Raw genomic sequence first — 17,153 nt, 5'->3', positions numbered from 1 at the left:
GCTGCGTGATGAGCGGTAGAGGGTCGGCCCGAAAGCGCTTCGGCGCCGCGAATTCGAATATAGCCGCCGCCCGCGACTCTTGTCAATGGAATCGCCGTTTAGATCGCGGCCGTGCGCCGCTCCCCGCCCGGCCGTGCTCCCCGTGCTCCGGCGCTCACCGTCGGACGTACCCGCGGACCGCCGCCCACGCGATGCGCAGTTCGTCCCGCGAGTACACGCCCGCTGCGAGGACGAGCGGCGGATAGAGCACGAGCAACCCGAGCCGCCACGCGAGCCGCACCGGCTGCGTCCACCCGAGCGACGGCTGCCCCAGTGCCCACAGCCCCGCGACGACGAGCACGGCCGCGCCGAGGGCGCTCCACGGAAACGTGATCGCGACCGCCCGGCGCGCCTGCCACGTCGTCACCGCCGCGAGCGCGGCGTACGCCGCGAACGTCGCGAGCGCCGCGCCCATCGCGCCCAAGAGCGGAATCAGCGCCGCGTTGAGCGCGAGGTTGAGGAGCGCCGCGCCGAGCACGTTCCCCGCGATACGCTTCGTCTGTGCCGTGGCGTAGAGCACGTTCATCATGATGATGTACACGCCGTAGGCCATGAACCCGAGCGCGATCGGGAGGACGAGCGGGTCAGCGTCGAGGTAGGCCGGGTTCGGGGAGACGACCTCCGTCACGTCGAAGGCGAGCAGCGACACGCCGAGCACGCCCCACCCCGTCAGCACGGCGTAGTGGCGAAACGTTCGCCGGTGGAGATTCCCGACCTCGCCCCCGTCGCCGGACAGGCTGCCGAGCGCCTTCAGACCGAGCACGGCGAAGGCCATGCTGAAGCTCTGCACGAAGAGCATGTTGACGAGCCCGCCGAACTTCTGCGCGAGCCCGTAGACGGCAACGGCCTCCGCCCCGACGAACCCGTCGAGCAGGAACCGATCGCCCGTGTTGAGGAGGACCGTCGCGAGGCTCGCGAACGTGAGCGGCACGCCGAAGCGGAAGAGCGGGCCGACGAGCCCACGCCGGAACTGCCACCGCGACCGCGCCAGCAACCCCACGCTCAGCAGCACCGCCGTCGCCCCGGCCGAGAGGACGTAGCCGATGAGTACCCCGTCGAGCCCCATCCGCTCGACGGCGAGGAAGTAGTACACCCCGCCGACGAGCACGGCGAACTCGACCACGAGCCCGGCGACATACCACCCCGCGCGCTCCTCGACCCGCATCGCCATGTACGGTACCGTCGCCACCACTTTCAGCGCGGCATACGCCCCGGCGAGCCGGACAAGCGGGGCGCGTGCCGTGTCGTCGAGTAGCACCCCGGCGAGCGGCGCAGCCAGCAGCGCGACGACGGCCCAGAGCGCGGCGGCGAGGCCAGCCGTCACGACCAGCGTCGTGAAGCCGAGGGCGTCGCGATCGTCGGCGAAGGCGGGGTCGGTGGCGTACTTCAGCAGCCCGTGCGCCAACCCCAGCCCCGCGACGACGACGGCGAGGCTCGCCGCCGTTTCGATCAGGATGAGCCGACCGTACTCCGCTTGCGCGAGGAGCGCCGGGTCGAGGTAGAGCCACAGCAGCAGTAGCCCGCCCGCTTTGATGGCGGCGTTGCCGAGGGCGTAGACGCCGCTCTGTCGGGCGAGGCGGAGGAGAGGGGAAGCCACGTCGTCGGTCGGGTGGAGAGGAAAACCGGGCGCCCCTCGGCTCAGCGCATCGGAGGCAGCAACTCGTCGTACATCGCCGTCAGGTCTCGCACCGTCGCGTCCCAGTGGTAGCGGTCGAGCACGGCGCGGTGGCCGCGCTCTCCCATCTCGGCCTGTCGCGCGGGGTCGGCGTGGAGCCGGAGCACGGCCTCGGCCGTCGCTGCTGCATCGCCGGAGGGCACGACGAGGCCGGCGTCGGATTCCTGCACGATCCGTTCGAGCGGGAGGCAGTTCGTCACCACGACGGGCTTCCGCATGAACATGTAGTGGAAGATCTTGTGCGGGATCGTCGCGTCGGTGTGGACGGTTTTGAGGTGGGGCACGAGGCACACGTCGGCGGCGGCAATGTAGCTCTTGAGGAGGGCTTGCGATTGCCACCCCTCGAACTGCACGCGGTCGCCGAGGCCGAGCGCGGCGGCGTGGGCTTCCAGTTCCGTCCGCGTCCGCCCCTCCCCTACGATCACGAGCCGCGCCTCGGGCTCCGTCTTCAGAATCGCCGGCATGGCGTCCACCACGGATTCCAGCCCCCGGTGCGCGTCGATGCCGCCGGTGTACACGAGCGTCAGCGGCGAGCGGAGGCGTTCGACGAGGGCGTCGTCGATCTCGAACCCTCGGAAGGCGTCGAGCTTCACGGTGTTGGGCACGACGGTGATGCGCTCGCGCGGCACGCCGAGTGCCGCGTACCGATCCTCCGCCTCCTCGATCACGACGACGAGCCGGTCGGCGGCGTGGACCCAGCGCCGCTCCGTCCGCTCCCACCGCGGGATGTCGACGACGAGCTTGCCGGGGTAGCGGTTGCTCCACGCGTAGTGCTTCAGCGCCTCCACCCAGTTCTCGTGCAGGTCGGCGACGACGGGCACGCCGAGGCTACGCCCCGCCCGCAGCCCGGCCCCGACGAGGTAGAGGTCGTGCATGTGGAGCGCGTCGAACGGGTGCCGCTCGTACAAGCGCCGGATCTCGCGGGCGAGGTAATAATCCATCAGCGGGAGCGTGCTGACGAGCCCGCGCATCACGTTACGCGCCTTCGCCGGAAGCTTGGCGCGGAAGATCGTCGTCCCGTCGTACATGTCCTCCTCCGGCCGGTCGTCGGGCGCGAGAGCGAGGAGTGAGACCTCGAACCCGGCCTCAATGAGCGAGCGCGCCTCGTTCTCGACGCGCACGTCGGGCGGATACGGGTGGTCGAGCACCATCAGGATGTGGCGTCCCGTGCGGCTCATCGGTCCCCTCCTCTCGTTCGCATCCCATCGACGAGCGCCGCGAGCTCGCCCGCCTGCGCCCGGCGCGAGTACGGCGCTGCCACGTCCGGCGAAGCCCCCGTCAGCCGGTCGCCGCACTCCCACTTCTCATACAATGAGCGGAGGTATTCGGCCACGCTGTCGGAGTCATCGCGGTCGAGCATGCGGCCGGCGCCGGTCTCGCGGAGCAAGTCGGCGGCATCGCCCTCCGCCGGGCCGAGGGCGACGACCGGGCGGCCCGCGCCGAGATACTCGTAAACCTTCCCCGTCAGATTTCCCCGCTCGTGCCGATAGGGCTCGACGGTGAGCAGCAGCGCCGTCGCCCGCTGCATCTCGCGGACGGCTTCGTCGTGCGGGAGGTATGGGACGTGCTCGGTGATGACGTCGAGGCCGTAGCCACGGAGCGTCGCCAGCACATCGTCGCCGATCCGGCCGACGAGCCGGAGCCGGAGCCGCTCGATCTCCCCCCGTTCGCGCAGCGTAGCGAGCGCCTGCCACAGTGCATCCGGGCTCCGCGAGCCGTAAAGGCTGCCGACGTAGACGAGCGTGAACCGATCCTCGGGCGGCGCCTCCGCCGGTCCGAAGTCCGCCGGGCCGAAGTCTGCCGGGTCGAACCCGTTGTGGATCACGGCGAAGTCGCTCGGGTCGCGGCTCCCTTTGCCGAGCAGCAGGTCCCGCCAGCCGGGGCTGACGGTGACGACGCGGTCGGCGCGCTCCAGCACGCTCCGTTCGAGCCAGCGGTCGAGCGCGTGAGCCGCCGCCGTGCGCGGCAGCTCGTCGTAGTAATTGATGTCCGTCCACGGGTCGCGGAAGTCGGCGATCCACGGGAGGCCGGTGCGGGCGCGGAGCATCCAACCCGCGAGGTGGACCGAGTGCGGCGGGCCCGAGGTCAGGACGGCGTCGAAGGGCTCGTCGCGCAGGAGTTGGAGCCCGCGCTGCACGGCGAACGGCACCCACCCGACGCGGGCATCGGGGACGAACACGTTCGCTCGGACGAACCGGGCGAACCGCTCGGCCGGGCTCGCGCCCTCGCCGAGGTGTCCGCTCGTCTCGGCCACAGCCTGCTGGCGCGAGCGGCCCGTCAGCCGGGCGTAGGCGCCGAACGGGTCGAGCGAGCGCGTGCGGTGGACGGCGACGCCGGGCGGCACGTCGCGCGCGAGCGTCGCGTCCGTCTTCGGATATGCCCCGGCCTCGACCGTCAGCACGACGGGCTCGACGCCGAAGTCGCGGAGGTACTTCACCCACTTCAGCGTGCGCTGCACGCCCGCCCCACCCGACGGGGGGAAGTAGTACGTCACGAGGAGCAGACGCATCAGACCCGCACCGCTTCGACGGCGTACCAACGTGGCGTGAACCGGCGCAGGAGCGGCCGGACTCCGATCGCTCCCGGCACCGGCCCCGTCCACTTCTCGGCCCGTACGATCTCCCACCCCGCCTTCTCCAGCAGCCAGTCGAACTGTCGGGGCTCGAACTCGTGGTAGTGACGGTCCCACGGGTCCTCCTCGTTCCAGTACGCCGTCGCGAACCACAACCGGAGCGGGACCGTCGCGAACAGCCGAGGCGCCGTGATTTGCCGGAGCACATTGAGCGGCGCGACGAGGTGCTCGAAGATCTCGAACGCCGTCACCGCGTCGGCCTCAACGCCGTGTACGACCTCCGGCACATCGTCGAGATCGCCCTCCGTGTTCTGTACGGCGTACCCGCGCTCCTGCATAATCGCCGAGAACGGGTTCGGCGCGCCGAGGTCCAGCACGCGCGCGGGTGGCGGCAGCGAAGCCTCCATGAACTGGAGCGTCTTGCGGTAGCGCCGGTCCAGCGTCGGGTCCGGTGAAAGCTCGGTCGAACTCATCACATGCAGAGGTGAGAATGTCAGTCGGGATCGCCACGCTGTTAAATGCGAGGGGCGATCGCATCCGTCAAGAAAGAGGAGAAGCCAGATCTCAAGGCGCTCACGAAGGTAACGCTCGTGAGACTCCAACGTCCCGCGACGATCACGTGAACACCGAGCACTCCCGCGCCCCACAAGACCCGTTGCTTCTCGCCCCGCCGGAGGTTCCGTAAGCCTGCAACGTAGAGCAAGCCGGCAACGTAGAGCGCGCTCGGGCAAGCACGTTGCACACGCTAGCGAAGTAGCGTCACACGCGCTACGTCGCTGCGCACGCCCGCTTTCATTCGAACGATATACGTGCCTGCGGCAACGTCCCGACCACCCGATGAGCGACCATCCCATGCCAGTTGCAGCCGACCCTGCTGAACACTGCCGTTGAGCAGGGTGCGAACGCGTCGTCCTACAGAGTCGAACACATCGACGCGCACCGTTTCAGATCGGTCAGCGGAGAGAACGAAGGTCGCACCTTGAGAAGTAGGATTCGGATACACTTCGCTGATTCCGAATGGCTCGGGCACTGCGGTATCCGCTTCGCTGCTGACCGTACCCTCCTCCGAAATCGTTAGCGTCTGATTGACGGATACGGAACCCAGCGACTGCTCGATCCCACTCGGCCACTCCACCACGACCGAGTCGACCGTCGTGGCATCACCAAGTCCGAAATGGACCCAAGGCCCCGATTGCGCGAAGCGTCCAGGCTTCGACTGCATGGGACGAAGCTGCCACCGCGGCTCACCGTCGATGGTGGCCTTCACCTTGATGTGCGCACCGATCCCGGCGCGATTAGAAAGCACGCCGACTGGCTGAATCTTCAGCCAGTTTCCCCCGTCCGAAACGTTATGGTAGACCCTATTTAGCTGAGCCTCTGCAACGCGAGCCCCATTCGCAACCACAATGTCCAGGCGCCCGTCGTCGTCAAAATCACTGATGACGACGCCCATGCTATTATCACCGTCGTCACCACCGAGAATCTGTTCAGTAAACGAGCCGGCCCCATCATTTATGTAGAGCCTCTCAGCTCCATTTTCAACGGCAAGCACAAGATCCTGATCTCCGTCATTGTCGATATCCGCCCAGTTACTCCCAATCGAAGGGAGTCCGTCGTTGGAAACGACGTTGTCAACAAGGGCTATGAAGCTCTCGCCCGTGTTCCGATACAATGCGTTATTCCCTGAGAAGTTAGAAACGAAAAGATCCAGATCCAGATCATTGTCGATGTCGACCCAGTTAGCACTCTGCCAGCGCCCGGGTATAGTAGCGTACGGGCCTGCGACCTGAACGAAGCTCTCACCCGTGTTCTCATAAAGCACGTTACGACCACTTCCGTCCAGAGAATTGGCTACAAAGAGGTCGGGGTCTCCATCATTGTCATAGTCGCCCCATGCTGGCGTGGCCCCATCGTCGGAGGAGCCGGGGAGGGCATCATTGAGAACAGTAAATACAAATCCCCCTTCATTCCTTGCGAGCAGGTCAGGGACACCAAATCGCCGTGCAAGTGCAATATCGAGATCGCCGTCCCTGTCGAAATCTGCGAGATCGATGTCGCGCACATCACTGACCTCCACTCCCCCGAACACACTAAACCCTTCCGGGTGGTTTCGATAGATCAGTTGCCCAAAGCTCAGCGAACCGATGAACAGGTCGGGATCACCATCGTTATCGAAATCGCCCCACACCGAGGAGTATTGGTTGGCGTTGTGCCCGAGGAGCGCCTCGACGATAGTGAAGCCGCCGTTGCCCTCGTTGCGATACAGCAAGTTGGTGAAGAACGGGTTGGTAACGAACACGTCCAGATCGCCATCCCCATCGTAGTCTGCCCACGTCACGCTTGCCGACGCCGACTCCACGCTGCCGAGAGCCCCGAGGGTTACCTGCTCGAATGCCTGAGCTTGCGCGGCTTGTCCGAGGACGACCAAGACTGCCATGCTCGCCCACAGCGGGAAATTGACACCTTCCATCATCGTTTGCCTCGGCGTTGGGTGTGCGTTAGCAAACAAGATACTCCGCGCTCCGCTACCAATCGATGCACTCGGAAGGGCCTCACGTTTTGTGACCGCGGCGGTACCACAGCAGGCCGGCGAGGAGGAGCGTGCCGAGGTAGACAAGTGCCGTCGAGAGCATCGAGATCCGCACGCCGAGGGCGTGGAGCGGCGGGTCGAACCGCATCGTGATGAGGTGGCGTCCGGCGGGGACGGGCACGGCGCGGAGGAGGTAGTCGGCGCGAAGGATGGGGACGGGCTTGGTGCCGACGGTGGCGTGCCACCCCGCCGGGTAGTACACCTCGTTGACGATGAGGAGGCGTGGCTGGTCGGTCTCGACCTGCCACACGATCTCGCGCGGCCCGAAGCGGGCGAGGTCGACCGTCGCCGTGCTCGTCGAGTCGATGGGCGCGGTCTCGATCGGCGGCGGCTCGGGGAGCAGCGCCGTCGTGCGCGGATTGAACGCGGGATCGCGGAGCCGTTCGAACGCGGCCTCGTCCCCCTCCACTACCTCGGTCTCGCCGACGAAGAACGCGCGCGGGAGGGCATCTTCGTTTTCGAGCACGAAGACCGGTCCCCGCCCAATGCCTTGCGGGTCCTCGAACACGGGCGTCAGGCCGGGGATCTGGCCGCGCGAGATGACGTAGCGCGCGCTGAGCAGGTCGAGCCCGTTCTCGTTGAGCGTGCCGTCGGGGTTCTGGAGGATGTGGTCGACGTAGTCCTGGAAGAGTCCGAGCTTCGCGCCGTGGTAGCCACCGATCGACTCGTAGAAATACGGCGTACGGCCGTCGTTGAAGGCGTTGAGCGCGAGGGGGAGCGTGCGGAAGTGGCCCGGCCCACCGGCCACCTCGACGCGGGCTTCGATGAACCGGTCGAAACCGTAGGCCGGGATCTGCGCGGTGACCTCGCCGCGGTCGCGGAGCGCGGGGTCGTCGGCGTTGAAGTAGCGCCGCCCCACCTGCCAGAGATCGAGCGTGACGAGGAGGAGGAGGCCGACTTGCAGCGCCCAAGATGGGATTCGACCGCGCCGCTGGAGTACGAGGAGCGCGCCCGCCGCGAGGAGGAACATCAGCGCCCGCATCGCATCGCCCGCGAACCGGTCCAGCCGCTCGGCTTTCGCCTCGCCGAGGGCTTGCTGCGCCACTTGCGCCACGCGGGGATCCGTGACCGCCACGCCGGCCTGCGACGCCACGGCCTGCTCAATCTGCGCGAGCTCGTTCGGCCGCTCGAACGAGAAGAGCACGCTGTGGCCGACGAGCAGGAGCAGCAGGAGCCCGCCCGTGATCCCGAGCGCGACGTAGACGGCCCGCGTCTTCGCCTCGACGCTCTCCGGCGTCGTCTCGCGCCGGGCGACGAAATACACCCCGAACCCGGCGAGGACGGCGAGCGCGAGCGCAACGGCGATCAGCCACGTCTCTGGCACGCGGAAGGCGTCGAAGAGTGGGAAGTAGTCGAACATCGGGCGGTTCAGGAGGGAGAAATACTCCCCGAGCGAGAACAGCGTCATCAGCGCGGCGGCGATGCCGAGCCCCCACACGAGCTTCCGCCGGACGCCCCAGAGCGCGAGCCCGGCGAGCACGAGCACGACGCTCCCGACGTAGTGCGGGCCGGCCGTGAACGGCTTCGCGCCCCAGTACGTCCCGCCGCCACCGCCGTAGGCATCCGGGACCAGCAGCGTCACGAGTTCGCCCCAGCCCTGGCTCCACCGCATCGCATACTCCCAGCCCAGCCCGCCGCCCTCGCCCGCCGCGCGGATCGTGAACGCCTTGTACTCAGCCTGGATGAGGTAGGGCTGCGCCACCATCAGGAGGGCGAGCACGCTGCCGAGCACGAGCGCCCCGGTCGACATCGCGAAGGCGCGGGCTTGCCCCTCGCGCACGGCCTGCACGCCTTCGACGAGCCACGCGATGCCAATCGCGAAGGCGACGTAGTACGTGATCTGCACGTGGCCCGCCCGCAGGTTCACCGCGAGCGCAATCGCGAAGAGGAGGCCGCCGAGAAGGGTTCGCTGCCACGTCGCGTCTGGAGGCCGCCGCATCGCGTAGGCGTAGGCGAGGAGGAGCCACGGCGCGAGCGAGAGCGCGATGAACTTCGAGTTGTGCCCGGCGAGGAGGATGAGCGGGATGTATGTCGTCAGCCCGAAGGCGACGGCACCGAGCGTGCCAGCGAGCGTGTCGCGGACGAGGTAGTAGAGCAGGCAGTACGTCCCGAGGAGGAGCGCGAAGAAATATGCCGCGGGCCACAGCCCGAGCTCGCGCAGCCACCGCAGCACCGAGTCGAGTTGGAGCACCTGCAGCGGGTAGCTGATCATGTACGCCGGCATCCCGCCGAACGCGTTCGGCGCCCATAGCGCCTCGCGGCCCGTCGCCTCCTCGTACGAGATCACGGATTCGGCCATCCCCCGCCACTGCACGATGTCCCCGCCGACGAGCGTCTTCCCCCCCACTGTCACAGAGGCGAAGAACCCGAGCGTGACCACAAACAGCGCCGCGAGGCAAATCAGGTGTTGATACCGCATCGGCAGCCGGTCCCACGCCGAGCGCTGCGGCACGCCGGCCCGCACCTTCCCGGCGCGCGCCCGGCGGCCCGCCCCGTTCGTCTGCTCGTCCGTCTCCGCGTCTTGCTCGCCGGGGACGGCGATCGTCGTGCGGCGTCGCTTGCTGGCCATCAATATGCTGGGTTTTCGGGTAGCTGTCGGTGCGAGGAGCGCGGGCCTACTCGATCACTTTGGGGACGCGGAAGTAGCGGCCGTCGGCGTCGGGCGCGTTCGCGAGCGCTTCGTCGCGGGTGATCCGCTGCTCGACGCGGTCCGGGCGGAAGACGTTGGGCGCGTCGAGGACGTGCGCCATCGGCGGGACGTCGGCCGTGTCGAGTTCATCGAGTTGGTCGACGTAATCGAGGATGCGGGAGAGCTCACCGGCGAGCCGTTCGCGCTCGGCGTCGGTGAAGCGGAGCCGGGCGAGGGAGGCAATCGCGCGGACGTCGTCGGGGGTGACGGACATGGGCGAACGAGAGGCGAATCGGGAGGTCAGAGCGCGGGATGAGCGTGGGCGGAAGATACGCCGTGGGCGCGGTCAAGCTCAGCCTGCATCACGTCGCGGACCTCGTCCATCAGCGCCGACACGTCGCCCCGCGTCCGGTTCGCCATCGCGATCGGCTCGCCGACGACCATGTGCACGGTGCCCACACGCCCGACGGCCCGCCGCTCGTCGAGCCGCTTGTAATTGTCGATGACGGTGACGGGCACGAGCGGGACGCCGGCCTCGACGGCGAGGACGAACGCGCCGCGCGAGAACGGCAGCAGGTCGCGCGAGAACGAGCGCGAGCCCTCGCAGAAGACGAGCACCGACGTGCCTTCGCGGATGCGCTCGGCGGCGACCCGGATGCTCTGCACGGCGCGGCGCGGATCGCTCCGGTCCACGAACAGGCACGACGTTCGGTGGAGCACGCTGCCGAGGAACGGCACGCGGCGCAGTTCCGCCTTCGCCATGAACCCGAACGGGTGCGGGATGCCGGCGAGGAGCGTGACGATGTCGAGTTCATTCTGGTGGTTCACGACGAACACGGCGGGCTGGTCGCGGTCCAGCTTCGCCCGCACGTCCGACTCGACCTTCACGCCCGCGCCCATGAGGATCAGCCGCGCCCACAGCGTCGACCAGAACTTGAACGTCCGCACCGATGGGCGGAACGCGTTGTGGAGCAGCACGGCCGTCGTGCACGGCACCGTGACGACGGCCGCGAAAAGGAGCGCCCACGCGAAGTGCAGCCTCGTCCAGAACGACACGCGCGGCAGCCCGTGCTGGACTGGAGCGGCGAGAGTGTCGGCGGGAGTAGTGGGCATGGACGGAGCAGACGAACGGGAGGACGGCGGGCAGGGAAGATAGAACGGAGGCCACGCGGCCGGCGTCACAATCTGGTTAGCCGTTCCCGCGAATGGCCGCCCGCGCCATCTGAATCAGCGCCGTCGCCGCGCGCAACCCATCCTTCGGAGACGAGGCGTCGCGAAGGTCGAGGCACAGCGGCCCGTCGAAGCCGTGCGCGTGGAGGCCGCGCAATACGTCCGGCCAGCCGACGGCCCCTTCGCCGAGGGTCGCTGGCTGCCAGCCTCCCCCCTCCCTCCGCCCATCCCGCACCGTGACGATCTCAATCTGACCGGCAAGCGCGTCGAGCCCGACCTCGGGCTCCTCGCCCGCCTCCAGCGCGTCCGCCGGGCTCCAGCATGCGCGCACCGCCGGATGGTCGATGTCCGCCAAGAGCGCGGCGAGCGCTTCCCCGGTGGGCCGTCCGCCTGGTTCGTTCCGTACGGCGAGTATGCAACCGCGTCGGGCGGCCCGCTCGCCCGCTCGCCGCAGCGCGTCCGCCGCCACGTCGCTTTCACCGGGCAGCGCGCCGACGAGCACGCGCGAACACCCAACGCGGGTGCAGAACGCGAGGGCTTCGTCCAGCAGCACGAGGTCGTTCATCCAGGCGCCGCGCTCCGCTGCCGGCTGCTCGAACAGCCCCGGATCGGCCGCGACGGCAGGGAGGTCGTGCTCGCTCAACCGCCGTTTTAGCCGCGGCTCGTTGACGTGGGGCACCCGGTCCGCGCGCTTGCCGACCGTGCGGAGAACGAGGCCTTCGAGCCCCCACAGGAGGGTGTAGTGGAGCGCCCGGTCGAGGTCGGACGTGATGGGGTCGGGGAGCCAGACAGGAAGCACGAGGAGCGCGTCAAGGAATGGGAGAACGTACTACTCGACGCGGACGAGCCCGGCGGCCGTGCTGTCCTCAGCGGTAGCAGCAGCGCGGAGCCGGCGGTCGAGCACGTCGGTGAGGAGGGTGGTGTTCGCCAAGACGACGGCCTGCACGACTTCGGGCTGCGTTCCCGCTGCAATCACGGTCTGATCGCTCACCGCCACTACGTCCACCGCGATGCCCCGTGCCTCCAAGAGTTGTCGGCTCTCGGCGGCGGTGGAGGGTTCCGTCGTGACGAGCAGCACGCGGGTCACCCCATCGAGCGCCCACGTCGGATTCGCGAGATAGTCGCGGAGCCCGAGTGCGCCGGTCCGCGGCGGTGCCCAGAGCGCGAAGAGGACCGTCCGCTCCGGCACCTGCGTATCCCGCGCTTCGTCGGCGAGCCGCCGCGCTACTTCCAGCGCGGCCGCCGCGCCGGGGCGGTCGAGGTCCGCCGCGACGAGGACGAGCTCATCGTAGTAGCTCGGGTGCCGACCGGTGACGTACCCGAGCACATGGGACCGCGCCGGATCGACCGCCGAAGAGGCCACGGGAGAGCGCTGCGGCGTTCCCATCCCGACGAGGAACGACGGGTCGCGGGCGGGCATGAGCCCGGCGACCTCCAGCCTTCGCGCCGCGTAGAGCGTCCGCCGCGCCGCCCGCGCCGAGTCAGCCACGGCGATGGGTTCGACGAGCTGTCGGAGGTGGACCCGGAGCGCGCCTTCGTCCCACCGAGGCGGGGCCTCGACAGCGCGCTCCGCACCCACACAGCCTGCGAAAGCGGCGAGCATCAGCGGGAGGCAGAGGAGGCGGTAGCGCATGAATCGGGCTCGGGTAAAAAGAGAGGGCCGCCCGGAGGATCTTCGCGATCCGTTCCGGGCGGCCCAAACTTACGTCGGACGAGCCGGCTTAGAAGCCGAGCGATGCCGTGACGGTGAAGCCCTGTCGCGTGACGAAGTCGCCCGCACCACCGAGGGAGTAGCCGTAGTCGGCGTACTCGCTCATCACCGCGCCCTTAACCGAGATCGCAACCGGCAGGCTCGGGGGGGAGAGGATGAGGTACGGAGCGATCGAGCCCTGGTGCCCGCCGCTCGCGCTCGTGCCGCCTGTGGCCTCGGCCAAGGGGAAGAAGCGGTTCACGGCGATGTTCGTCCGCAGCAGCGCAGCGGCGCCGATCTCGACCCACGAGATGCGGAGGCCCGCACCGGCGTTGAACACGACGAGTTCGTCGTCCTCAATGGAGCCGCTCGACGGGCCGGAGGCGAACTCGTTCCGGTTGAAGTAGTCGATGCCACCGAAGACGCGGAAGCGGTCCGACGGGTAGTCGAAGTCCGCGCCGATGAACCACGCGTCAACCTGATCGGAGTTGTTGTACTCGCCCGCTGCGATGAGCGTGCCGAGGTCGTCGTCCGGGCCGAGGTCGAAGATGTACCCGCCGTGGATGCCGAGCGTGCGGCCCCGGATCATGCCGTAGACCTTGGCATTCTGGAGGCTGAACCCGCTGTCGAGATCCCCGGCCGTCGAGACCACTTCATTCTGAGCCGCAGTCAGCTGGCCGCCTGCACCGACGGAGAAGTTCGTGAAGTTAATCACGTTGATCTGCGCGCCGACGAACGCACGCTGTGCCGTCGCCTCGGAGATCGAGAACCCTCCGGGGCCGTTGGTCACCGTGCTGAGAGGGACTTCTTCGCCGCGGGTGTCGTACGCCTCATCGTCCTTCGCACGGGAATAGCCGACCCAGAGCTTGACCGGGATCCGCTCGGTGCGGCCCAGGGCGTAGGTGTCATTGATCGGGTCCTCTGCTACGGCGTCATCCTGGGGAACGAGGATGGACTCGATAGGCTGTTGGGCTTTCGCCTTGTCTTTGTCCTTGTCTTTGTCGCCGTCGGGGCTGCCTGCGATGAGGGAGCCTGCGAGCAGGGCCGCGAGTGCCAATTGGAGCATGGGGTGTCCTCCGTTGTGATAGGTAAATCGAGAGTCGAGATGGGGAAGCTAGAGTGGGGAAGGCGGGCAGGTGAACCCCGCCATTCCGTCCCACATAGCCGTTTCGGGTGGCCTGTGTTCCTGCTGGCGACGGAAAAGTACGCCGTAGCCTCCACAGTTTCCAATTGCCCCGTTGTTCCGCTCGCAATTTCTCCGCGCGCCGCCGCTCCCGCGCCCCGTGCCTCCCCGCTGCACGCGCAGATGGGTAAGCGTGGATGCACACGGAGGATATGCCCACGCACAGACCACACCGTATCTATACTATCGCGCCGCCACCGACCCGGCAGCCCGCGCCGCCCGACGAACCGACTCGCCCTCCCATGGCCGATGCCCCCGCGCCCCTCCGCGCCGACCGCTCGCTCGTAGACCCCGCCGCTCACGCCCTCCTCGACCGCGAGCGCGCCCTCCTCGGCACCCTCGCCGAAGCGCTCGACCGCGCCGGGGCCGACCCAGACACGCTCCGTCGCCTCGGCGACCTCGTCGCCGGGCTCGACGAGTGGTTCCTCGTCGTGGTCGTCGGGGAGTTCAATGCGGGGAAGTCGAGCGTGCTCAACGCCCTCTTCGGCGAGACGCTGATGGAAGAGGGGCCAGTGCCGACGACGGACAAGATCACAATCCTCCGCCACGGGAATGCCGCGCAGCACCACCGCCGCTCCGACTTCATCACCGAGCGGCAGCACCCGGCCGAGTTGCTTCGCGGGATGACGCTCGTCGACACGCCCGGCACGAACTCGATTGTCCGAGAGCACCAGGCCATCACCGAGGACTTCATCCCACGTGCCGACCTCGTCCTCTTCGTGACCTCGTTCGACCGGCCGCTCTCGGAGTCCGAGCGCCAGTTCCTCCACTTCATCCGCGACGCGTGGGGCCGCCAGCTCGTCGTGATCCTCAACAAGGCCGACCTCGCCCGCCGCCCGGCCGACCTCGAGCAGGTCACCGAGCACATCCGCTCCGGCTTCGAGCGGCTGATGGGCTTCGAGCCGCGCGTATTCCCCGTTGCGGCCCAGCAGGCGTTCGAGGCCAAAGCCAAGGGCGACACGGCCGCGTGGCGCGCGAGCGGGTTCGCCGAGCTCGAAGCGTTTCTCTCCGAAACGCTCACCGGTGACGAGCGACTCGCCCTCAAGCTGACGGCGCCGCTCGACGCGGCAGACCGCCTCCTCGGCCGGCTCGATGAGCGGCTCGGCGAGCGGCGGTCCGTGCTCGACACCGACGCGGCCGGGCTCGACGCGCTCCGCGCCCAAATCGCCGAGGCGGAGGAGGCGCTGCGGGCCGGCCCCGCCCGCCATCTCAGCGAGGTCGACAACCTGCTGCTGGAGATGGAGCGGCGCGGCGTGCAGTTCCTCGACGACACGATCCGCGTCTCCCGCCTGCCGCTGCTTCGGGACCGCGACAAGTTCAAGGAGGAGTTCGCGCGGCAGGTCGTCCGCGACGCCGAGCGGAAGATCGAGGGGCAGATGGGCGCGGCCGTGGACGGGTTGCTGCGGCAGGTACTCACGTTGTGGAACCGGGCCTACTCGCACGTCGCCGAGCAGGCGCGGAAGGTGTCGCCGGACGCGGTGGGCGGGCAGCGGGCGTTTCTCTACAACCGGGAAGAGGTCTTTCAGGACGTGATGCGCGAGGCCCGCCGCACCGTCGACGCGTACGACCTCAACGAGGAGGCCCGCCGCTTGCTCGAGAACGCCCGCAGCGTGGCGACGCTCTTCGCCGGGACGCAGGCCGCTGCCGTCGGGCTCGGCGCCGTGGCCGCCGTCGTGATCGCGGCGACGGCGTTCGACGTGACGGGCGGCATCCTCGCCGCCGGCGTGATCTCCGTCTTCGGGTTCGTGCTCCTCCCCCGCCAGCGCCGCCGCGCCGTCAAGGAGTTTACCGAGCGCGTCGACGCCCTCCGCTCGGAGATGAAGTCGGCGCTCGACGCCCAGTTCACCGCCGAAGCCGACGAAGCCCTCGCCGAAATCCGTACGCTCATCCAACCCCTCGCCGACCTCGTAGAGGGCGAGCGCACCGCGCTCTCGACCCTCGAAGCCCAGCACACCGCGCTCCGCGCCGACGCCGACGCCCTCCGCGCCGACGTCCGCGCCCGCTACGGTGAAGGCCGCGTCGGCTGATCGGTTCGGACGGGGTGCCGTCCCCGGAGACGCAGCATGCTGCGTCTCTACCGTCATTCTGGCGGCGTGCCATTCGTAGAGACGCCCCGCCGGGGCGTCTCTACTGCTGGATAAATAAATAGGGAGGAGACGCCCGCCAAACGTCTCCTCCCGGAAGCCCCGCGCCTTACGGGGCGCGGTGCTATGGGCTCTATGTCGAGTCGGTCAGTCCACGTCGTCCGGCTCGATGAGGCGGAGGTCGTCGCCGGCGCCCGGTTTGAAGCGGTCGAGGCGGCGCTGCACGTCCTGCCGCTCGACCTCGTAGAGGTTCGTCGGGAACGGCCGCCCGGCGCGGGCGCGCAGCGGCTCCACAACGCGGGCCTGGAGCGCGATGAGCAGTTCCTTCTGGATGACCGACTTCGTCTGGAACGAGAAGAGGTACTTGATGAGCGGGATGTCCTTCAGGATCGGGACGCCCTTGCGGAAGACGGCCTCCTCGGTCGAGAACAGACCGCCGATGACGGTCTGCTCGCCGTCGAGGAGCAGCACCTGCGTGTCGGTTTTGTTCTTGTCAATCGTGATGCCGGCCTGCGAGACGCGCCCGCTGCTCTTCTCGACGTTGACGTTGAGGTGGATGAACTCGACGGGGAGCGCGCCGGTGTCGCCGCGGGCGTCGGAGGCATCGGAGATCAGCGTCGGCACGACCTCGATGATGACGCCGGTGGGGATGTACTGCGTGATGGTGTTGCCGGCGAAGTCCTGGAGCGTGATCGGGATGTCGGAGCCGCTCTGGATGCGTCCCTTCTCGCCGCTCTGGACGGCCACGCTCGGGCTCGCGACGGTCTCGCCGACATCGATGGACTCGAAGTAGCGGAAGAGCGAGACGATCTCCGCGAAGTCGACGCGGTCCGGTCCATCGAGGAACGAGGAGAACGAATCGAAGAACGAATCGGTCTTGAGGAAGAACTGGAGCCCGGCCTGCTCGCCGGTGCCGCCGCCGGTGCTCCCGCCGCCGCCCCCGCTGCCGCCGCCAGCCTCACCGAAGATCGAGGCCCAGTTGGTCCCGGTCTCGCGGAGGCGCGTCACGTTGAGTTCGAAGATGTAGGCGTCGATGCGGATTTCACGGGAGAGCGCCGTGGCCGGGGGCACGGCCCCTTCGCCGGCCGCCCGCGTCGTCAGCCCGTCGGTGCCGAGGAGCTGGGTCGGGTCGTCCTCGGGCAGGGCCTCGACGATGAAGTACTTGTCGGTCTCGCGGAAGCCGAGCGCGTTCCGGTCGAGGACGAGCTCGAAGGCGTCGATGAAGTGCATGCCCGAGAGGCTGACGCCGATCGGCGTCACGCGGTTTTCGGGGTCGATGACCTGCTTCCCCGTCACCCGCTGGAAGATGGGGTTGAGCAGCGTCACGAACTCGTTCATCGCCGTGCCCGGCAGGAACGAGACGACCTGGTCCGGGGGGATGTACGTCCGGAGCTGGCGCTGACTCGGGTTGGCATCGACGCGCTGGGCGTGGGCGGGCGGGGCGGCCCACACGCTGGCGAGCGCCAGGAGCAGGGTGAGCGTGCGGATCTTCATGGGATCGACTGGGCTAGGGATGGCAGC

At 68.4% G+C, this 17,153-nt stretch carries 13 protein-coding genes; 1 reads left to right on the top strand and 12 read right to left on the bottom strand.

Annotation, left to right across the window (positions count from 1 at the left end; all coding sequences use genetic code 11):
- Positions 1 to 154: 154 nt before the first annotated feature.
- The 11 genes from ABJF88_08035 to ABJF88_07985 all read right to left on the bottom strand — a co-directional run bounded on the left by ABJF88_08035 (position 155) and on the right by ABJF88_07985 (position 13,431).
- Positions 155 to 1,636 carry a polysaccharide biosynthesis C-terminal domain-containing protein gene (locus ABJF88_08035; GenBank protein ID MEP0546866.1) on the bottom strand — a complete coding sequence of 494 codons (1,482 nt, stop codon included), beginning with the start codon at positions 1,634 to 1,636 and terminating at the stop codon, positions 155 to 157.
- A 41-nt stretch (positions 1,637 to 1,677) separates the two neighbouring features.
- On the bottom strand, positions 1,678 to 2,892 hold the full coding sequence (locus ABJF88_08030) for a glycosyltransferase family 4 protein (protein MEP0546865.1): 1,215 nt from the start codon (positions 2,890 to 2,892) through the stop codon (positions 1,678 to 1,680).
- Entirely contained in the window at positions 2,889 to 4,223 is a 1,335-nt protein-coding gene (locus ABJF88_08025; GenBank protein MEP0546864.1) for a glycosyltransferase family 4 protein, read from the bottom strand. The genes ABJF88_08030 and ABJF88_08025 overlap by 4 nt, the downstream gene beginning before the upstream one ends.
- Positions 4,223 to 4,759, bottom strand: coding sequence for a methyltransferase domain-containing protein (locus ABJF88_08020; protein ID MEP0546863.1), 537 nt, complete (start codon positions 4,757 to 4,759; stop codon positions 4,223 to 4,225). The genes ABJF88_08025 and ABJF88_08020 overlap by 1 nt, the downstream gene beginning before the upstream one ends.
- Before the next feature lie 272 nt (positions 4,760 to 5,031).
- The gene (locus ABJF88_08015) at positions 5,032 to 6,756 is read right to left on the bottom strand and encodes an FG-GAP-like repeat-containing protein (protein ID MEP0546862.1); all 1,725 of its coding nucleotides are present in this window, start codon (positions 6,754 to 6,756) and stop codon (positions 5,032 to 5,034) included.
- An 82-nt stretch (positions 6,757 to 6,838) separates the two neighbouring features.
- A complete protein-coding gene (locus ABJF88_08010; protein MEP0546861.1) occupies positions 6,839 to 9,445 on the bottom strand; it encodes a YfhO family protein in 2,607 nt (868 codons plus the stop codon).
- A gap of 46 nt (positions 9,446 to 9,491) precedes the next feature.
- On the bottom strand, positions 9,492 to 9,779 hold the full coding sequence (gene gatC, locus ABJF88_08005) for an Asp-tRNA(Asn)/Glu-tRNA(Gln) amidotransferase subunit GatC (protein MEP0546860.1): 288 nt from the start codon (positions 9,777 to 9,779) through the stop codon (positions 9,492 to 9,494).
- A gap of 26 nt (positions 9,780 to 9,805) precedes the next feature.
- Positions 9,806 to 10,618 carry a lysophospholipid acyltransferase family protein gene (locus ABJF88_08000; GenBank protein MEP0546859.1) on the bottom strand — a complete coding sequence of 271 codons (813 nt, stop codon included), beginning with the start codon at positions 10,616 to 10,618 and terminating at the stop codon, positions 9,806 to 9,808.
- A gap of 76 nt (positions 10,619 to 10,694) precedes the next feature.
- Positions 10,695 to 11,474, bottom strand: coding sequence for a TIM barrel protein (locus ABJF88_07995; protein ID MEP0546858.1), 780 nt, complete (start codon positions 11,472 to 11,474; stop codon positions 10,695 to 10,697).
- A 30-nt stretch (positions 11,475 to 11,504) separates the two neighbouring features.
- Positions 11,505 to 12,308, bottom strand: coding sequence for a hypothetical protein (locus ABJF88_07990; protein MEP0546857.1), 804 nt, complete (start codon positions 12,306 to 12,308; stop codon positions 11,505 to 11,507).
- 88 nt (positions 12,309 to 12,396) lie between these two features.
- The gene (locus ABJF88_07985) at positions 12,397 to 13,431 is read right to left on the bottom strand and encodes a hypothetical protein (GenBank protein ID MEP0546856.1); all 1,035 of its coding nucleotides are present in this window, start codon (positions 13,429 to 13,431) and stop codon (positions 12,397 to 12,399) included.
- A gap of 359 nt (positions 13,432 to 13,790) precedes the next feature.
- On the opposite strand from ABJF88_07985, the gene ABJF88_07980 reads away from it, so the two are divergent.
- A complete protein-coding gene (locus tag ABJF88_07980) occupies positions 13,791 to 15,575 on the top strand; it encodes a dynamin family protein (protein MEP0546855.1) in 1,785 nt (594 codons plus the stop codon).
- A 204-nt stretch (positions 15,576 to 15,779) separates the two neighbouring features.
- On the opposite strand, the gene ABJF88_07975 is transcribed toward ABJF88_07980, so the two are convergent.
- On the bottom strand, positions 15,780 to 17,126 hold the full coding sequence (locus tag ABJF88_07975) for a type II and III secretion system protein (protein MEP0546854.1): 1,347 nt from the start codon (positions 17,124 to 17,126) through the stop codon (positions 15,780 to 15,782).
- Between the last annotated feature and the right edge of the window lie 27 nt (positions 17,127 to 17,153).

The organism is Rhodothermales bacterium (genome assembly GCA_039944855.1).
GTDB lineage: Bacteria > Bacteroidota > Rhodothermia > Rhodothermales > JANQRZ01 > JBBSMX01.
This window is presented reverse-complemented; position numbering and strand designations above follow the sequence as displayed.